Annotated in this window: 17 protein-coding genes; 7 read left to right on the top strand and 10 right to left on the bottom strand. The window is 72.8% G+C overall.

Annotated features, from left to right (window positions below; translation table 11 throughout):
* Nucleotides 1–4 precede the first annotated feature (4 nt).
* Nucleotides 5–808 carry an N-formylglutamate amidohydrolase gene (locus ACFC0D_RS07960; protein WP_376432263.1) on the bottom strand — a complete coding sequence of 268 codons (804 nt, stop codon included), beginning with the start codon at nt 806–808 and terminating at the stop codon, nt 5–7.
* Between the two features lie 115 nt (nt 809–923).
* Between ACFC0D_RS07960 and ACFC0D_RS07955 the strand changes: the two genes are divergently transcribed.
* The gene (locus tag ACFC0D_RS07955) at nt 924–1,280 is read left to right on the top strand and encodes a zinc ribbon domain-containing protein YjdM (RefSeq protein ID WP_376432261.1); all 357 of its coding nucleotides are present in this window, start codon (nt 924–926) and stop codon (nt 1,278–1,280) included.
* A 98-nt stretch (nt 1,281–1,378) separates the two neighbouring features.
* Here ACFC0D_RS07955 and ACFC0D_RS07950 read toward each other — a convergent pair whose 3' ends face one another.
* A complete protein-coding gene (locus tag ACFC0D_RS07950) occupies nt 1,379–1,816 on the bottom strand; it encodes a hypothetical protein (RefSeq protein WP_376432259.1) in 438 nt (145 codons plus the stop codon).
* A gap of 338 nt (nt 1,817–2,154) precedes the next feature.
* Between ACFC0D_RS07950 and ACFC0D_RS07945 the strand changes: the two genes are divergently transcribed.
* Nucleotides 2,155–3,069 (top strand): diiron oxygenase, encoded by a 915-nt coding sequence (locus ACFC0D_RS07945; protein ID WP_376432257.1) that lies wholly within the window; start codon nt 2,155–2,157, stop codon nt 3,067–3,069.
* A gap of 44 nt (nt 3,070–3,113) precedes the next feature.
* Nucleotides 3,114–4,769 carry an FAD-dependent oxidoreductase gene (locus ACFC0D_RS07940; RefSeq protein WP_376432255.1) on the top strand — a complete coding sequence of 552 codons (1,656 nt, stop codon included), beginning with the start codon at nt 3,114–3,116 and terminating at the stop codon, nt 4,767–4,769.
* A gap of 16 nt (nt 4,770–4,785) precedes the next feature.
* Here the strand turns inward: ACFC0D_RS07940 and ACFC0D_RS07935 are convergent, their stop codons facing one another.
* The 3 genes from ACFC0D_RS07935 to ACFC0D_RS07925 all read right to left on the bottom strand — a co-directional run bounded on the left by ACFC0D_RS07935 (nt 4,786) and on the right by ACFC0D_RS07925 (nt 6,716).
* A complete protein-coding gene (locus tag ACFC0D_RS07935) occupies nt 4,786–5,412 on the bottom strand; it encodes a DUF4232 domain-containing protein (protein ID WP_376432253.1) in 627 nt (208 codons plus the stop codon).
* A 28-nt stretch (nt 5,413–5,440) separates the two neighbouring features.
* On the bottom strand, nt 5,441–6,061 hold the full coding sequence (locus ACFC0D_RS07930; protein WP_376432251.1) for an L-threonylcarbamoyladenylate synthase: 621 nt from the start codon (nt 6,059–6,061) through the stop codon (nt 5,441–5,443).
* 76 nt (nt 6,062–6,137) lie between these two features.
* Nucleotides 6,138–6,716: a Type-2Aa cytolytic delta-endotoxin gene (locus ACFC0D_RS07925; protein ID WP_376432249.1), complete on the bottom strand. Its 579-nt coding sequence runs from the start codon at nt 6,714–6,716 to the stop codon at nt 6,138–6,140.
* A 104-nt stretch (nt 6,717–6,820) separates the two neighbouring features.
* Here ACFC0D_RS07925 and ACFC0D_RS07920 point away from each other — a divergent pair, with 104 nt between their 5' ends.
* Nucleotides 6,821–8,047: a Tm-1-like ATP-binding domain-containing protein gene (locus tag ACFC0D_RS07920; RefSeq protein WP_376432247.1), complete on the top strand. Its 1,227-nt coding sequence runs from the start codon at nt 6,821–6,823 to the stop codon at nt 8,045–8,047.
* A gap of 6 nt (nt 8,048–8,053) precedes the next feature.
* Here ACFC0D_RS07920 and ACFC0D_RS07915 read toward each other — a convergent pair whose 3' ends face one another.
* Entirely contained in the window at nt 8,054–10,750 is a 2,697-nt protein-coding gene (locus tag ACFC0D_RS07915) for an FAD/NAD(P)-binding protein (protein ID WP_376432245.1), read from the bottom strand.
* 150 nt (nt 10,751–10,900) lie between these two features.
* Between ACFC0D_RS07915 and ACFC0D_RS07910 the strand changes: the two genes are divergently transcribed.
* Entirely contained in the window at nt 10,901–11,362 is a 462-nt protein-coding gene (locus ACFC0D_RS07910; RefSeq protein ID WP_376432243.1) for an RrF2 family transcriptional regulator, read from the top strand.
* A gap of 25 nt (nt 11,363–11,387) precedes the next feature.
* Here the strand turns inward: ACFC0D_RS07910 and ACFC0D_RS07905 are convergent, their stop codons facing one another.
* Together ACFC0D_RS07905 and ACFC0D_RS07900 are read right to left on the bottom strand one after the other, a co-directional pair.
* Nucleotides 11,388–11,684 carry an antibiotic biosynthesis monooxygenase family protein gene (locus tag ACFC0D_RS07905; protein ID WP_376432241.1) on the bottom strand — a complete coding sequence of 99 codons (297 nt, stop codon included), beginning with the start codon at nt 11,682–11,684 and terminating at the stop codon, nt 11,388–11,390.
* Between the two features lie 104 nt (nt 11,685–11,788).
* Entirely contained in the window at nt 11,789–12,847 is a 1,059-nt protein-coding gene (locus tag ACFC0D_RS07900) for a M28 family peptidase (RefSeq protein ID WP_376432239.1), read from the bottom strand.
* Between the two features lie 127 nt (nt 12,848–12,974).
* On the opposite strand from ACFC0D_RS07900, the gene ACFC0D_RS07895 reads away from it, so the two are divergent.
* On the top strand, nt 12,975–13,520 hold the full coding sequence (locus tag ACFC0D_RS07895) for an EF-hand domain-containing protein (protein WP_376432237.1): 546 nt from the start codon (nt 12,975–12,977) through the stop codon (nt 13,518–13,520).
* A gap of 217 nt (nt 13,521–13,737) precedes the next feature.
* Here the strand turns inward: ACFC0D_RS07895 and ACFC0D_RS07890 are convergent, their stop codons facing one another.
* A complete protein-coding gene (locus ACFC0D_RS07890; RefSeq protein WP_376432235.1) occupies nt 13,738–14,955 on the bottom strand; it encodes an NAD(P)/FAD-dependent oxidoreductase in 1,218 nt (405 codons plus the stop codon).
* Nucleotides 14,952–15,272, bottom strand: a complete 321-nt coding sequence (locus ACFC0D_RS07885) for a bifunctional 3-phenylpropionate/cinnamic acid dioxygenase ferredoxin subunit (protein WP_376432233.1) — start codon at nt 15,270–15,272, stop codon at nt 14,952–14,954. Before ACFC0D_RS07885 ends, ACFC0D_RS07890 begins: the two co-directional genes overlap by 4 nt.
* Nucleotides 15,273–15,537: 265 nt before the next feature.
* Here ACFC0D_RS07885 and ACFC0D_RS07880 point away from each other — a divergent pair, with 265 nt between their 5' ends.
* On the top strand, nt 15,538–16,281 hold the full coding sequence (locus tag ACFC0D_RS07880) for an IclR family transcriptional regulator (RefSeq protein ID WP_376432452.1): 744 nt from the start codon (nt 15,538–15,540) through the stop codon (nt 16,279–16,281).
* Nucleotides 16,282–16,452: the final 171 nt, after the last annotated feature.

The following is a 16,452-nucleotide window of genomic DNA, read 5'->3' as shown; positions in this document are numbered from 1 at the left end:
GGTCTCAGTCGGTGTTCCCCGCCGCGTCGACCAGCTCCGCCAGAGCCGTGGCGAGCGCCTCGAGGCCCGGCCCGGCGGGGCCGCCCGGCTCCTTCATGTAGACGTCCCGGCGGATCTCGACCATGAGGGCACTGACGCGCGTGTCCCGGCCGTAGTGCTCCAGCGGCACGTACGTACCCGCGAAGGGACTGTCCGTGCCGATCCCGCCGAAGCCGTCGAACGCCGCCCGCGCCGACGCGAGGAGCGCGGGCGGTGTGTGCCGGCGGTCCGTGCCCAGGCAGATGGGCGGGCGCGGACCGTCACCGTGCAGCTCGTACGGCAGGGGCTCGGTCGGGTACGAGTGGACGTCGATGATCACGGCCCGGCCCACGGTGGCCAGCCGATCGGCGACGGCGGCGGTCATGGCCCGCGCGTAGGGCTCGAAGTACCGTTCCAGGAGCGGCCGCGCGTCGAAGCCGTCCGGCCGCAGCTCGGCGCGGTGCGTGGTGCGCGTGTACACCGCGCCCATCCCGACGGCGGTCATCTCCTCCCGCTCGTCGGGGAAGCGCTCGGGGTCGACGACCAGCCGCGAGAGCCGGTTCACGAACCGCCAGGGGGTCGTGCCGGCGGCCCCGGCGGCCAGGTCGGCGATCCGCTCCGTGTGGGAGTCGGTGATGTGGTCCAGCTCGCGTGCGAGGTCCTCGGCGTCGAGCACGATGCCGTCGCGCACGTCCGGGGGCAGCTCGCGCGAGGAGTGCGGCACATGGAGGAGCACCGGGGAGTGCGGCGCTCCGGGGAGGAGCTGGAAGGAGTGCGGTGCGTCGGTCATGGGCGGTCCTCGCTGTACGGCGTCGATGGCTGGTGACGTGTGGCTCGTGGCGTCCGACACCAGCATGATCAACGGAGTGCGGGTAGGGGCGCCCTGGCTGAAATAGAATGGCCGTGTGACCGAGAATCTTCCGCCGTGCCCCCGATGTTCCAGTGCGTACACCTATGAGATGGGCGCACTCCTGGTCTGCCCGGAGTGCGGCCACGAGTGGTCCGCCTCCGCCGACTCCACCTCGGGCGGCACCGGCGGCGCGAAGGTGATCAAGGATGCGGTCGGCAATGTGCTCGCCGACGGCGACACCGTCACCGTGGTCAGGACGCTGAAGGTCAAGGGCAGCCCGAGCGGCATCAAGGCGGGCACCAAGGTGCGCAACATCCGTCTGGTGGACGGCGTGGACGGGCATGACATCGACTGCAAGGTCGACGGGTTCGGCCCCATGCAGCTCAAGTCGAGCGTGGTCAAGAAGGCCTGACGCCTCTTCGCCCTCCCGACCGGACGGCGGCCGCGGCCACGGAGCCGCGGGCGCCGTCAGGTCCGTTCGGTCCGTTCGGTCCGTTCGGACAGTCCGTTCTACGGAACGTCCCGTACCGAGCCCGTGAACCCCGGGCCCTCGTGCGGTTCCCAGTCCGCGTCGTACGTGGTCAGCCGGGCCCGCAGCGACTCGGTCGGCTCGCTCACCGCGTCCTTGACCGTCGGCACCCTCACCTCGGCGCTCGCCTGCCCGGCGGGCACGTTCACCGAGATGGTCGGGCACTCCCAGATCCCCGAGAGCGACAGAGGCTGTTCCGGCAGCTCGCCGAAGTTCTCCTCAAGGCAGCCCCGTTCGACATCCGCGGTGGACAGCTCGGCGCCACCGCTGACCGGCAGGAGGACGAGCGGGCCGCTCACGTCCACGTCGGCGACCTCGGACAGCAGGAGCCGCCAGGTCAGCGACGTGCCCTCGGTGACGTCGTCCGCGACCGGCGTCAGCGTCAGGGTGGGCATCGCGTCGTCGTTCCGCGCGGTCACCCCGGGGCATGGTGACCGGGCGGGCCGCCGGAGTGCCGGGGCGCCGGCTCTCGGGAGACCCGGGCTCCCCTCTCTTCACCGGAGGACGGCAACTCGACGCCGGGGGTTGCCTCATGGGTGGGTCGGCGCGCGGCGGGGGTGGAGAGATCGCGTGGAATTCGGCGCACGGGGGTAGGCCCGCACGGCGCTCTTGTTATACGTTCCGTCTAACAGCTTGCTAGACGCCACGTCTAACAAGCGTGGTGGCGCTCGGTGGCCTTCGGTCTCGTCACACGGGGACGGGAACGGCGAAGCCGGCCGGCGTCGGGTCGAACTCTCTCGATTCAAGGAGCCGCACCATGGCAAGCAGCACCGCCCGGACGGAGAGCCGGGACCGGAGCGCGGAGCAGGACGTCGCCCGGCGGCTGCTCGACTCGGCCGCGAAGCTGTCGTACGACCCCGTCGTCGAGGTGGACTGGGACACGCCGCTCGACAAGGACTTCCACGGAGCGAGCCCCGAGTGGAGCACGCTCTACAGCACGGCGTACTGGCAGGAACTCACCGACGCGCAGCGCAAGGAGCTGACGCGGCAGGAGGCCGCGTCGGTGGCCAGCACGGGCATCTGGTTCGAGATGATCCTCCAGCAGATGGTGCTGCGGGACATCTACGCCAAGGACCCGACCTCCCCGCGGTTCCAGTGGGCGCTCACCGAGATCGCCGACGAGTGCCGGCACTCGATCATGTTCGCCCGCGGTGCCGCGAAGCTGGGGGCGCCGGCCTACCGCCCCCGCCGGGCGGCGGTCGAACTGGGCCGCGTCTTCAAGACGGTCGCCTTCGGCGAGGCCGCTTACGCGGCGATCCTGGTCGCCGAGGAGGTCCTCGACGTCATGCAGCGCGACTGGATGCGGGACGAGCGGGTCGTGCCCTTCGTCCGGACCATCAACAACATCCATGTCGTCGAGGAGTCGCGGCACATGAAGTTCGCCCGCGACGAGACCCGCAAGCGGCTGCGGCACGCGGGCCCGCTGCGCCGGCACCTCAACGCGCTCGTGATCGCGATCGCCTCGTACGTCATCGTCACCAGCATGGTGAACCGCGACGTCTACGCGCACGCCGGCCTCGACACCCGGCGGGCCGTCGACGAGGCGCGGACGAACGAGCACCACCGGTCGCTGATGCGGTCCAGCTGCTCGGGCCTCATGGAGTTCCTGGCCTCGGCCCGTCTCCTCACCGGACCGGCGCTCTTCTTCTACAAGCGCGCCCACCTGATCTGACGCGCCTCGCCCATCGACCCGCCGACCCGAGCTGAGCCGACGACATGACCTACGCCATCACCCAGACGTGCTGCAGCGACGCCACGTGCGTCGCCGTCTGCCCCGTCAACTGCATCCATCCGACACCCGAGGAGCGGGCGTTCGGCAGCACGGAGATGCTGCACATCGACCCGAAGGCGTGCATCGACTGCGGTGCCTGCGCCGACGCCTGTCCCGTCGACGCGATCTTCCCGGTGGACAGCCTCTCCCCGACGCAGCGGGAGTACGAGGCCGTCAACGCCGCGTACTTCGCCGACCGGGAGGCCGAACCGGCCGCCACAGGGCCGAACTTCCACACCTGGGGCGCGCCGGCCTTCGAGCGTGGTGTGCCGTCCGACTTCGCGCCGATCCGGGTCGCCGTCGTCGGCACCGGCCCGGCCGGGATGTACGCGGCGGAGGACCTGCTCCTGAACACCAACGCCGAAGTGACCCTGATCGACCGCCTGCCGGTGGCCGGCGGTCTCGTACGGTACGGCGTTGCGCCCGACCACCCCTCGACGAAGAAGGTGGGCGAGACGTTCGCCCGCCTCCACCACCACCCCCGGGTACGGATGCACCTGGGTGTCGAGATCGGTGAGGACGTCACCGTCGAGGAGCTCGCGGCGCACCACGACGCGGTCGTGTACGCGGTGGGCGCCTCGACCGACCGCCGGCTCGGCGTCCCGGGCGAGGACCTGACGGGCAGCATCTCGGCGACCACGTTCGTGTCCTGGTACAACGCCCACCCCGAGGCGGCGCCGGACACGATCGACCTGTCGGCCGAGCGGGTCGTCGTGGTCGGCAACGGGAACGTCGCCCTCGATGTGGCCCGCATCCTCGTCATGGATCCGGAGACGCTGGCCGGCACCGACATCGCCGACCACGCGCTCGCGGCCCTGCGCGCGTCGAAGGTGCGCGAGGTGGTCCTGCTCGGGCGACGTGGCCCCGAGGACGCCGCGTACACCGCGTCCGAACTGCTCGCGCTCACCCACCTGTCCGGTGTGCGGCTGGTGGTCGACGACCACGACCCGCGGACCGGGGCGGCGATCGAGGGCGCCGAGCCGGGCACCCGTGAGAAGGCGGCCCTGCTACGGGGCGTGGCCCGGGAGACCGTGGACTGGGCACGTCCGCCGGGGTCCGGGCGACGCATCGTGCTCCGGTTCCACTCCGCGCCGTTGGCGGTGGTCGGCGACGACGCCGTGCGGGGTGCGCGGGTGACGGAGGGTCCACAGGAGCGGGAGATCCCAGCCGGGCTGGTGCTGCGGGCGGTCGGCTACCGCGGAGTGGCGGTGCCTGGACTGCCCTTCGACGAGGCGACCGGGACCGTGCCCCACGAGGGAGGCAGGGTGGCCGGGGTGCCCGGCGCGTATGTCGTCGGCTGGATCAAGCGCGGGCCCTCGGGCGGCATCGGAGCCAACCGCACCTGCGCCGCCGAGACGATCGGCACGCTTCTCGCCGACGCCGTCGCGGGCGTCCTGCCCGCCCCGTCGGGCACGGACAGAGCGTTCGAGCGACTCGCGCGCCGCCGCGCCCGTCAGCTCGTCGACGCCCGGGGGCTCGCCGCCATCGACCGGGCCGAACTGGCACGGGGCCGCGCCGCCGGGCGTCCCCGGGTCAAACTCGGCACCGTGCCCGAGCTGGTGGCGGCGGCGAAGCGAGGCCGTTTGCGGCTCGTCCGGTGACGGTACGCGACGAACCTCAGTCCACGACCTTCTCCCACGCCGTCGTGCCGAGCATGCCCGTCTCGCCGATGTCGAGGCCGCCCTCCGGCTCCACCGTCTGCCGGGCCACCCCGGCGACGGGGCCGATCTCCACGTACACGCCGCTCCCCCGCTGCGTCGCCGCGTCGACGGCCGAGTAGCGCCAGACGAAGACGCTGCGTGCGGACTCCCCGGGCTTCAGCGTCACCGGGTGCGCGCCCGGGTCGTCGAGCGTGGTGATCGGCCCCGCGCCCTTGAGGACCGTGACGTCCATGCGCTCGCGGTTCACGTCCCGCACCCGCACGTCCGGATAACCGTTCAACCGCTGCTCGCCCGCTCCGCAGTTGGTGAGCGTCACCGGCATGGAACGCAGTCCCATGGCGGCGTTGACCATGCCGGTCCACACCTTGACGCCGGTGGCCGGGCAGCCCTCCGTCGACGTGGGACGGGGCGGTTCGGCCGGCGGGGCCAGGGGCACCTCGGGCACCGACGGCTCGGGGGCCGCCTGGGTGGCGGTCCGCCCGGGGTCGGCCTCGCGGTCGAGCTCGGCCGCCAGGCCGCATCCGGTGGTCAGGACGGCCACCGCGGCCAGGATCAGCCCGTGCCGAACAGGTATGACGGTCATGCCGCGATCATCACATGCCGCCCCCGCGCTACTCGAACCGCGTGGTGTCGCCCGCCCCTCTGCGCACGATCTCCGGCTCGCCGCTCGAGAAGTCGATGACGGTCGTCGGATCCGTGCCGCAGTCACCGGAGTCGAGGACGGCGTCCACCGCGTGGTCGAGCCGCTCCTTGATCTCCCAGCCCTGGGTCATCGGTTCGTCCTCGCCGGGCATGAGCAGAGTGCTGGAGAGCAGCGGCTCGCCGAGCTCCTCCAGAAGCGCCTGGGTGACGACGTGGTCGGGGATCCGGACGCCGACGGTCTTCTTCTTGGGGTGCAGCAGCTGGCGCGGGACCTCCTTCGTCGCCGGCAGGATGAAGGTGTAACTGCCGGGCGTCGCCGCCTTGACGGCGCGGAACACGTCGTTGTCGACGTGCACGAACTGGCCGAGCTGCGCGAAGTTCTGGCACACCAGCGTGAAGTGGTGGCGGTCGTCGAGCTCGCGGATCGAGCGGATGCGGCCGATGCCGTCGCGGCTGCCGATCCGGCATCCCAGCGCGTAGCAGGAATCCGTCGGATACGCGACGAGCGCGCCTGCGCGGATGCTGTCGGCCACGCTGCTGATGGTGCGCCGCTGGGGGTTCTCGGGGTGCACGTCGAAGTACTTCGCCATGCGGGCAGTCTAGGTTCCCCGCGGGGGCGGCCCGGGACGGCGGGCCGGTGCGGGTCACCGCACGTTCGGGCGACCGTCAGGCCGCCAGGCGCAGCTCCTGGCGCAGGACGATCGCGTTGAGCCGGATCGTGTACGGCGCGATGTCCATGATCTCCAGGGCGGCGGCCTTCTCCTTCTCCAGTCCGACGGTCACATCGATGCAGAACGCGATCGCGTACATGTGGTCACCGGTCTCCTCGTCCTGAAGAGCGAAGAACAGGTCCCGGTAGTAGCTGGTGCGGTCCGCCTCCTCCGCGTAGTACGAGAGTCCCGGCTCACCCTCCTGTGCGGCGAGGCCGGTGAACGCGTGGGCCAGCTCCCGCTCCACGGTGTCCCAGAAGGCGGCGTCGGCGAACTCGCCGGGCAGTGCCTGACGCACGGCCTCCTTGAGGGAGAGCACCATGACCATGACGGGGGCGTGCTCCTGAAGTCCCCAGCCACGGACCATCTTGACGACGGCACTGTCGGGTATGGCGTCGGCGGCCCGGCGGATGTTGTCGAAGTCGAAGTTGACGGTGGCCGGGGCGATCGCGTCCTGGAACGTCCGGTCGATGGCCCGGGCCTGGTCGAGATGGCCCTCGCCCACCTCGATGACGGTCTTGAAACTGGCGGTCATGACTCCTCCTGATGCGTTGTGGTGATCAAGGAGGGTCAGTATGCCGTCTGGCGTCGGGCAGCCACTCTCTTGTCGCTCTGTCGACTTCGCCGGACAGTACGGGGATGGCGATCGTTGTACTGGTGGGCACGCTGGACACCAAGGGTCTCGAGTACGGATGGCTGCGCGAACGGCTGCTGGGTCGCGGGGTCGAGGTCATCGTGGTCGACGCGGGGGTGATCGGTGCGGCGCGGATACCCTCGGACGTCCCGCGCGCCGAGGTGGCCAGGGCGGCGGGTACGGATCTGGAACGGTTACGGAGCGAGGGGGACCGCGGCGCGGCCGTCACGGCGATGGCGCGCGGCGCGGCGGAGGTGGTGCGGCGGCTGTACGAGCGGGGCAGGCTGCACGGGGTGCTCGCCCTCGGCGGCAGCGGGGGCACGTCGATCGCGACGCGGGCGATGCGGGAACTGCCGCTCGGGGTGCCGAAGGTGATGGTCTCCTCGATGGCCTCGGGCGATGTCGCGCCCTATGTCGGCTCCACGGACATCACGATGATGTACAGCGTGGTCGACATCGCCGGGGTCAACAGGGTGTCGGCCCCGATACTGGCGAACGCGGTCGACGCCGTCGCCGGGATGGCACGGGGGTTCGCGGCCGTGCGGCCGCCGGCGGTCGACGACGGCCGGCCGCTGATCGCGGCGAGCATGGCGGGGGTGACGACACCGGGCGTCGACGCGGCGCGAGAGCGGCTGACCGAGCTGGGCTACGAGGTGCTGGTCTTCCATGCCAGCGGAGCAGGCGGGCGGACGCTCGAATCGCTGGCGGAGCAGCGGCTCTTCGCGGGTGTCCTGGATCTGACCCTGTGCGAACTCGCGGACGACCTCTTCGGGGGCATCCTGACGGCGGGACCCGACCGGTTGCTCGCCGCAGGGCGTGCGGGCCTTCCGCAGGTGGTGAGCCCCGGAGCGCTGGACCTGGTGAAGTTCGGGCCGCTCGACACGGTCCCCGAGCGCGTTCTGGACCGCGATGTGCGGGTGCACAACCCGTCGATATCGGTCGTGCGGACGACGGCCGAGGAGTGCGCGGAGCTCGGTGCGCGCGTCGCGGCGAAGCTGCGGTCCGCGACAGGCCCGACGACCCTCTGTCTGCCGCTGCGCGGTCTCTCCACCCTCGGGGCGCCGGGCGGGCCGTACCACGACCCGGCGGTGGACGAGGCGCTGTTCACCGCCGTCCGGGACGGGCTGCGCGGCAGCGCGGTCGATGTCGTGGAGGTCGACACCCACCTCAACGACCCGTCGTTCGGCCGCGCCGCCGCGGAATTGCTGCACCGTCTGATCGAGGGGGGTTGAGGCCCCTCACCCGGGCAGGTCGGTCAGGCGTCGGCTGTCGAGCGGGGAGGCGCGGCGGTCGAGGCGCTGTTCCAGGAGGTGGCGGGCCGCGTCGCTGTGGCCCGCCTCCATCAGCGCGTACAGCAGGGTCTCCTCGACGACCTCGCGCTGCGCGGCGCTGCCGCCCACCCGACGGAGGGTGGGCAGCAGACCGCGCAGCCCCTCCACGGCGGTGGTCCACTGCTCCTCCAGGACGGCTTCGAGGGCACGGCACAGGGGTGCGATGACCTCACGCTGCACGGCGTCCGCGCCGGCGGCGTGGGTGCGCAGCCGTCGGAGCGCGGGCAGATCGCCGGCGGCGGTCAGGGCGACGGCGCTGTGCAGGGCGGTGAACGCGGTCGCGGGCCGTTCGACCAGATCGCGGGCGACCGCGTCGAGTACCCCGCCGACGGGGACGGGGCCCGTCCAGTTCCGCGACATCCGGGCGCGCCACAGCAGCGAGCCGGAGTCGACGAGGGCCCGGACGCCGTTCACCTGGCGGGGTGCGAGCTGGGCGAACCAGCGGCGGCGTACGGCTTCGGCGTCGTCCAGGGCGAGTTCGTGCAGCGCCACGTGCCAGGAGAAGTGGGCCCGGTGCACCGCGCCCCGGCCCTGGCCGCCGATCCAGCCGTCGAGCCAGTCGCGGCCGGCCCGGTGCTCGCCGGACTCGTAGTGGACGTGGGCGAGGGCGTGCACGGCGTGCCCGGAGGCGGGCTCGGCCGCCAGGGCGACCCGGGCGAGGGCGCCCGCCTCGTCGATGCGCCCCTGTTCCTGGCGGAGGAAGGCGAGGAGCGAGGTGTGGAACCAGTGGCCGTCGTAGGCGGGCGCCGTGCGCTCCACGAGCCGCTGGGCCAGCGTGCCGTCGAGGTCGCCGACCCCGGAGAAGGCGATGGTGGGGACGGCGGTGGAGAGGGCGAAGGCGTCGCCGGGGAAGCGGTCGAGGTGGTCGACGAGCGCCCGGTCGCCGTCCGCGCCACCGTCGCCGTCGTGGGAGCGGACCCGGCGGGTGACGACGTCGACGAAGGAGCGTTCGCGCTCGTCGCCGCGTTCGGCCGCGCTGCGCTGGGCGTCGGCGAGTTCCCGGTCCACGTCGACGTCCGCGCCGCACTCGTGGCCGAGCAGGGCGAGCGCGGCGTGGCCGAGGGCGAAGCCGGGGTCGAGCTCGGTGGCCCGGGCGAACGCCTCGGCCGCCTTCGCCCGCACGGTGACGACCCGGGCGAGTCCACTGCGGAAGGAGGCCGCGGCGGCGGCATGGGTCGACAGCGGCAGGCCGAACTGGTCGGTGGGCCGGCGGCGGGTGGTCTGCGGGGTGCGGGTGAGCGGGGCGAGCACGGCCTCGGCGATGTCCTTGGCCTGGGCCCTGATCTCGGGGATGGCGGTGGTCTCCCACAGCTCGCCGCGGCGCGGGCTGCCGAGGGTGAACAGGGGCCGCTCGCTGCGGCCGTGGGTGTCGCGCAGCCGGCCGGCGTCCGTGGCGACGCCGATGCCGAGCGGTCCGGGCGCCGCGAGGCCGTCGGCGAGCAGCCCGCCCCACAGCGGGTCGCCCGAGGCGTCCATCCGGAGCCCGGGCCCGGTGCAGTCCACCACCCAGGCCACCGTCAGTTCCCGTCCGTCGGCGAGCGCGACGGCGAGCCGGCCGTCCTCCCGGGGCGCGGCCGAGGCGATCCGGCCGGCGTGGATCCGCAGGCGGCGGGCGGCGCGGGCGCGGGCGATGCTCTCGGCGGTGGTCGGGGCCATCCGGTGCCGGTGGACGTTCCACCGGGTGGCGTCGCGGTCGAGGAACTCGGCCCGCTCCTCGTCGGTGAGGCCCTGCCAGAGCGCCACGATGCCGGGGCGCAGCCCGTCGAGGGCGGGCCGCCAGTCGCCGTGGTCGCGCATCGAGGCGGCCAGATGGCGCCGGAGTTCGGTGCGCAGGTGGTGCAGCGGCAGGGCCGCGAGTCCCGGCGGCGGCGGTACGGGCGGGAGCGGGGCGACGGCGTGGGGTTGGGGCAACAGGCCGCTGCGGGACAGGGCGTGGACGGTGCGGCCCGGCCGGTCGAGGACGAGCGCGAGGTCGACGGCGGTCAGCCCGGTGCCGACCAGCAGCACGTCGTCGTGCGCGCCGATCTCGTCGAGCGCGCCGGGTGCCCAGGGGCGGGCGATGAACCGGTCGGAGCCGCGCAGTTCGTCCGTGGCCCAGCCGGCGGTGCCTGCGGCCGGCCCGGTGGCCAGGACGACGGTGTCGGCGGTCACGGTCCCGCCGTCGGCGAGCCGGAGCTCCAGGCGCTCGTCGGCGGTGTCGGCGCAGCGCGTCGCCCTCGCCCGCAGGCGGCGTACGGAGACCGTGCCGTGGGCGGTGATGATGGCGCGGCCCAGGGTGTCGGCGAGGTACGAGCCGAAGCGGTAGCGGGACGCGAAGTCGGTGGCGGCGACGGCGGATTCGCCATGGCGGCAGAGCCAGCGCAGGAAGTGGCCGGGATCGTCCGGGTAGCAGCTCATCCCGCCGACCGGGACGTTGAGCCGGTGTTCGGCGACCTCGGTGGCGTACGCCGTTCCGCGGCCCGCCTCCGCCGCCGGGTCGATCAGGACCAGGTCGAGGGGTGTGCGCCGACGCGCCGCGGCCTCGCACAGCTGGACGGCGACGAGCGCGCCGGCCGCGCCCGCGCCGACGACGGCCACGGTGGAACGCGGACGAGTGGACCTCAAGGACACCACGGACACGACCGAACCTCCGAGCCAGGCGGGCGCTGCACAGTGAAGTGCACTATGTCGATGAACAATGTGCACTGACAAGCCCGCCACGTCCTCGCGACCCGCGCCGGATCGCATTCGCGCCAACCGTGAGACATTGAGGCGGTGAGGATCTCAGCAAGAACGGACTACGCTGTCCGGGCCATGGCGGAGCTGGCCTGCTCGCCCGACCGGCCCCTGAAGGCGGAGGACATCGCGGGCCGTCAGGACATCCCCGTCCGCTTCCTCTTCGTCGTCCTCAGCGAGTTGCGCCAGGCCCGGCTGGTACAGAGCGTGCGCGGCCCGGACGGCGGGTACACCCTCGCGAGACCCCCCGCGGAGATCACCCTCGCCGATGTCGTCCGCGCGATGGACGGGCCCCTCGTGAGCGTGCGCGACCTGAAGCTGACCGGTCTGGAGTACCAGGGCGCCGCCGCGCCCATGCCGGACGTGTGGCGGGCCGTGCGCACGAGTCTGCGCCAGGTCCTGGAGGGCACGACCCTCGCGGACCTGGCGTCGGGAACGCTGCCCGCGCTCGTGCGGGAGCGGGCCCGGGAGTACAACGACGACGTACGGACCTATCCGTAGTCGCGGCGTACGGACCCGTTGGTCGTCAGCGTGCGGGCAGAGTCAGTTCGCCGCCCCGGTAGAAGCCTTCGGTCTCCTGGACGACGTACGGCGCCATGACCTCGCGCCGCTCCCGCTCGGCGTCGGAGGACCGCCAGGCGTCGCAGGCCTCCTGCGAGTCCCAGAAGGAGACTCCGGTGATCTCCTGCCCGTCCTCGGACCAGTAGGCCAGGGCTCGGCGCAGCCCGTCGGGGGAGAAGCCGGGGCGCCAGGCCCGCTCGAACTCCTCCAGGGTGCCCGGCTTGATGCGGCGCGTGGTCACCCAGACAAAGTGCCGCTCCATCGCAGCCTCCTCGGAAACGGGGATCGGCTTGATCGCGCTCCTCACCACGGTAGGTCGACGGTGCCGTTTCCGCCTCCGAGGGGGATCCGGGAGGGGCCTGGCCCCTAGGGGCTCCAGCACACGGCGGTGACGGCGGTGGCGACGGCCACGGTCGTCAGGCGGTCGTAGTCGAGGGTGTCGGGGGTGTCCGTCGGCCGGTGGTAGCGGGGGTTCCGGAAGTTCGCCGTGTTGGTGAGCATGACGGCCGGAATCCGCGCATTCCAGAACGCGGCGTGGTCGCTGCGGCCGAGGTGGTTCACCGGGGGCAGTACGAGACCCGCGAGGGTTCCCAGCGGGCCGTCCGGGCGCGGATCGCGCAGGGTGACGACGGGCAGCGGTGGCTCGCCGGCCCGCGCCGCCCGGCGCCAGAGGGCGGCGGCCGCGTCCGACGAACGGCGATGGACCACGAGGGTGAAGTCGCCCCGCCGCCCGGCCGCGCGCACGGAGGCGGCCACGCGGGGGAAGACCGCGCCGAACCCCGGCGGCAGCGCCTGCGTTCCCGTCCCTGTCGCGAAGCAGCCGACCGACTCCAGACAGATCATGCCGCTCACCCGACGCCCGCGGCGCAGTGCCCGCGCCACGACCCGGGAGCCGATGAACCCCAGCTCCTCCATGTCGAAGCAGGCGAGGGTGACCGCAGGTGGCCGTGGCAGCCCGCCGAGCAGCCGGCCGATCTCGAGGAGCGCGGCGACTCCGGAGGCGTTGTCGTCGGCACCGGGGCTTCCCTCGACGGTGTCGAGGTGCGCTCCGACGAGGACGGTGGGACGGTCTCCGCTCGCCGTCGGCCCCGGGAGCGTGGCCAGCAGGTTCGCGCCGGTGAGCCGTCGGTGCAGCCGGAACCGGAGCGGTGCCGCCGCACTGCCGGGGCGATCGGTGCAGCCGGGACGCCACCGGACGTCGAAGGACTGCCGTTCGGTCCGCCAGCCGGCCCGGGCCAGCTCCTCCGCCACATGGGTCTCGGCCCGGACCATGGCCTCGGGCGCGTGGATCCGCCCGCGCGGGCGGTCGGCGAGGAACTCCACATCGCGCCGCAGGCGTCGCGGGTCGGCCCGCGAGGTCAGTTCCGCGACGAGCTCCGGCACGTCGGGGAGCACGTCGTCGCCCACCTCATGGCCGGGTTCCATGACCCGATGGTGACGCACGCCACGCCCTCGCGCGCCCTGCGGGCGGGTGTTGCGCCGTGCCCCGGTCCGTACGGGCGACGACACTGGGACGGCGAAACCCACGTCACTACCGGAAGGAAGCGGAAGAATGGCGACGTTCGATCCGATCACCCGTAGGCTTCTGCGACTCTTCGCGGTCCTGGACACCGACGGGAACGGGTTCGTCACCTGGTCCGACCACCGGCGGATCGTGGAGGCGTACGCCGACGCCTACGGGCTTGCGGAGGACGATCCCCGGATCCAGGCACTGGGCCGGGCGTACTGGTCCCAGTGGCTCGGGCTGCTCACCCAGGCGGTGCCCGGGCAGGACCGGCTGAACCAGGAGGAGTTCGTCGCCGCGCACCGCGCGGTGGGCTACGACACCGACCGCCCCGAGCTGCTCGAGAATCTCGCGGAGGCGATCTTCCGCATCATGGACACGACGGGCGACAAGCGGGTCAGCAAGGAGGAGTTCGCCGCCTATCTCGCCGTCTGGGGTGTGTCGGGCGACGAGGGCCCGGCGGTCTTCGAACGGCTCGACCTGGACCGCGACGCGTACGTCTCCCAGCGGGAGATCAACCGGTCGCTGCGCGCGTTCCACCTCAACAACGACGACCTGAACACACCGGGCGCCATCTTCCTCGGCATCCACTGAACGGGGCTGCCGACAGGAGGCGGGTGATGCGGGGCGGGCCGTGGTGTGGTCGGATCGGCGTCATGGACCTCACAGAGGAGAACGACGGTTCGCCGGAGCAGGATCCCGGAGAGCGCCGCCGTGCCGCCCGTCGGGTCGTCGCGAGCCGGACGACCGACCCGGCCGAGCTCGCGGAGTTCCTCGACATACTGGACCTCAGGCCCGAGGTCGATCACCTCTACCCCGGCTCGGGGACCGGGGCCAAGGACTCCGCCCGCACGGGACGGAAGGGCAGGGGCAGGTCGGGCGACTGAGCGGAGCTCAGCTCCCGCCGGGCCCGCATGAAGGGGCGGGGGCGGTCGACGGCCAGGACGGCGGTCGTGCGGCCCTCCCGCTCGTACATGCAGAGGAAGCCGCCCTCGGCCGTGGAGCCTTCGACGACCCGTACGTCGTCCCCTTCGCGGTGGCGCCCCGCGAACTGGATGCGCGCGCCGTACTGGTCCGACCAGAAGTAGGGCAGCGGGCGGGCGCTGTCCACGGTCCGTCCGGCCAGCAGATTGCGTACGGCGACGGCGGGTTGCTCGGTCGCGCTGGTCCAGTGCTCGGCGCGCAGCCCGCCGACGCGGGCGACGTCACCCACGGCCACGACCTGCGGGAGGGCGGTGACGCAGCCGTCGTCGCAGAGGACGCCGTCGCTCAGCGGAAGGGCGGAGCCGGCGAGCCACCCGGTGTTGGGTACGGCTCCGATGCCGACGACGACCAGGTCGGCGGGGAGCGTCCGGCCGTCGGCCAGCTCGACTTCGGTGACGGACTCCCGGCCGTTCAGCCGGGCCACGCCGGTGCCGGTGATCAGTTCGGTGCCGCCGCGCCGGTGCAGCGCGGCGCACACCGCGGCCATCTCGGGGCCGAGTTGCGGCAGCAGCGGGAGCGGGGCGGCCTCGACCACGGTGACCTCGTGGCCGAGCGAGGCACAGGAGGAGGCGGTCTCGGCGCCGATGAAGCCGCCCCCGATCACGACGACCCGCAGGCCGCCGCCGGCCAGGGCGGCCCGCAGGGCGCGCGCGTCGTCGAGTGTGCGCAGGGTGTGGACACCGGCGAGTCCGTCGGTTCCGGGCAGCCGGCGGGCGGAGGCGCCAGTGGCGATCACGAGCCCGTCGGTGACGTGGGTGCGGCCGTTCTCCAGAAGGAGAGTGCGGCCGCGGGCGTCGAGGCCCCGGGCGCGGGTGCCGAGCAGCCACTCCGCGTCGAGTTCGGCCTTCTCCTCCGGGTCGGAGAGGGCCAGTTGCTCCTCGTCGATCCGCCCGGTGAGGAAGTCCTTGGAGAGCGGCGGCCGGTCGTAGGGCGGGTGGGGTTCCTCACCCACGATCACGAGCCGCCCGTCGAATCCCTGGGCGCGCAGCTCGCGGGCGGCGTACAGGCCGGCGAGCGAGGCGCCGACGACGGTGACGGTTCTCATGCCGCGGTGCCCTCCTTCACAGCAGGCCGGACATGGATGACGCCGTCCTCGACGACGACCTCGTGCGTGCGGACGGGCCGCCGCGCGGGCAGACAGGTCGGCCGGCCGGTACGAAGGTCGAATGAGGCGGCGTGGAGCGGGCATTCGACCAGACAGCCCTCGAGCCATCCCTCGGAGAGAGAGGCGTCCTGATGGCTGCATGTGTCGTCGATGGCGTACAGCATGCCGTCGGCGTTGAACACCGCGATCGGCGGAGTGGTGTCGATCCGGACGGATTCGCCCACGGGGAGGTCTTCAAGGCGGCAGACGGGAATCACGGGCCCCCCTCGGTCCAGGAGTGATCTGAAGGACGCTTCGGTAACATCAGGTTGCGTATGGCGCATGAGGGAGCGCTATGCGCAACAGAATCCGGTCGGGGTGCCCGCCGCGTCAAGGGCTTCCCGAAGATGCGTGCCCAAGGGGCCGCAAGATGGCGAGAGTTGAGCTATGACCCGCGACCGCACAGCAGCCGAACCGGCCGAGGAGACAGACGGACCGACCGGGACGACCCCGGAGCGGACACCCAGAGGCGGGGCGGGGGCGATCCAGTCGGTGGACCGCGCCGTGAGCGTTCTCGAGATCCTGGCCCGGCACGGCGAGGTCGGGGTCACCGAGATCGCCGACGAGCTGGACGTGCACAAGTCCACCGCGTTCCGGCTCCTCGGGGTGCTGGAGAACCGGGGCCTGGTCTCCCAGGCGCAGGACCGGGGCAAGTACTTCCTCGGCGCCGGCATCCTTCGCCTGGCCGGAGCCGCCGCCGTACGGCTGGACATCTCCCAGGAGGCGGCGCCGGTCTGCCGTGAACTCGCCGACGAACTGGGCGAGACGGTCAACATCGCGGTTCTCGACGACGACGCGGCCGTCAACATCATGCAGGCCCGCGGACCCGCCTCCGTCACCGCGCAGAACTGGCTGGGCCGGCGCACTCCCCTGCACGCCACGTCCAGCGGCAAGGTGCTCCTGGCCCATCTGCCGGTGACCCTGCGCGAGGGTCTGCTCGCCCGTGCGCTGCCGCGGTTCACGGAGCACACGGTGACGAGCGCGGGGATGCTGCGCGCCGAATTGGACTCGGCGTACGCACAGGGCTTCGCCATCGCCGCCGAGGAGCTGGAGCTGGGACTCCACGCGGTCGCCGCGCCGGTGCGGGCGCACGACGGCCGGGTGATCGGCGCGATCAGCGTCTCCGGTCCGGCCTACCGGCTGGAGCGCGAGCGTCTCACCGAGCTCGCCGCACGGACCGTCGTCGCGGCCGACGAGCTGTCCCGGCGCATGGGTTACGGCCTCTGACAGGAATCCACCGAGCGGTGCCCCTCACGACGCGGGGGCGGGGGGGGCCCGCCCCGCGGAGGCCGGGGTCGGGGGGGGTTCGGGGCACCCCACCGGGTTGGGCGACGGGATCTCCGGCCACGTGGCCCCCCGGGGTCGGCGTTCTCTCAAGATTTCCCAACGCGCAACCCC

Origin of the sequence: Streptomyces sp. NPDC056222, assembly GCF_042264065.1 — a bacterium.
Lineage (GTDB): Bacteria > Actinomycetota > Actinomycetes > Streptomycetales > Streptomycetaceae > Streptomyces.
This window is presented reverse-complemented; position numbering and strand designations above follow the sequence as displayed.

Bases quoted from the DNA above. Each gene is read 5' to 3' on its own strand.
- ACFC0D_RS07960 (WP_376432263.1), bottom strand. From the start codon at position 808: ATGACCGACGCACCGCACTCCTTCCAGCTCCTCCCCGGAGCGCCGCAC.
- ACFC0D_RS07945 (WP_376432257.1), top strand. From the start codon at position 2,155: ATGGCAAGCAGCACCGCCCGGACGGAGAGCCGGGACCGGAGCGCGGAG.
- ACFC0D_RS07940 (WP_376432255.1), top strand. From the start codon at position 3,114: ATGACCTACGCCATCACCCAGACGTGCTGCAGCGACGCCACGTGCGTC.
- ACFC0D_RS07935 (WP_376432253.1), bottom strand. From the start codon at position 5,412: ATGACCGTCATACCTGTTCGGCACGGGCTGATCCTGGCCGCGGTGGCC.
- ACFC0D_RS07930 (WP_376432251.1), bottom strand. From the start codon at position 6,061: ATGGCGAAGTACTTCGACGTGCACCCCGAGAACCCCCAGCGGCGCACC.
- ACFC0D_RS07925 (WP_376432249.1), bottom strand. From the start codon at position 6,716: ATGACCGCCAGTTTCAAGACCGTCATCGAGGTGGGCGAGGGCCATCTC.
- ACFC0D_RS07920 (WP_376432247.1), top strand. From the start codon at position 6,821: ATGGCGATCGTTGTACTGGTGGGCACGCTGGACACCAAGGGTCTCGAG.
- ACFC0D_RS07905 (WP_376432241.1), bottom strand. From the start codon at position 11,684: ATGGAGCGGCACTTTGTCTGGGTGACCACGCGCCGCATCAAGCCGGGC.
- ACFC0D_RS07900 (WP_376432239.1), bottom strand. From the start codon at position 12,847: ATGGAACCCGGCCATGAGGTGGGCGACGACGTGCTCCCCGACGTGCCG.
- ACFC0D_RS07895 (WP_376432237.1), top strand. From the start codon at position 12,975: ATGGCGACGTTCGATCCGATCACCCGTAGGCTTCTGCGACTCTTCGCG.
- ACFC0D_RS07890 (WP_376432235.1), bottom strand. From the start codon at position 14,955: ATGAGAACCGTCACCGTCGTCGGCGCCTCGCTCGCCGGCCTGTACGCC.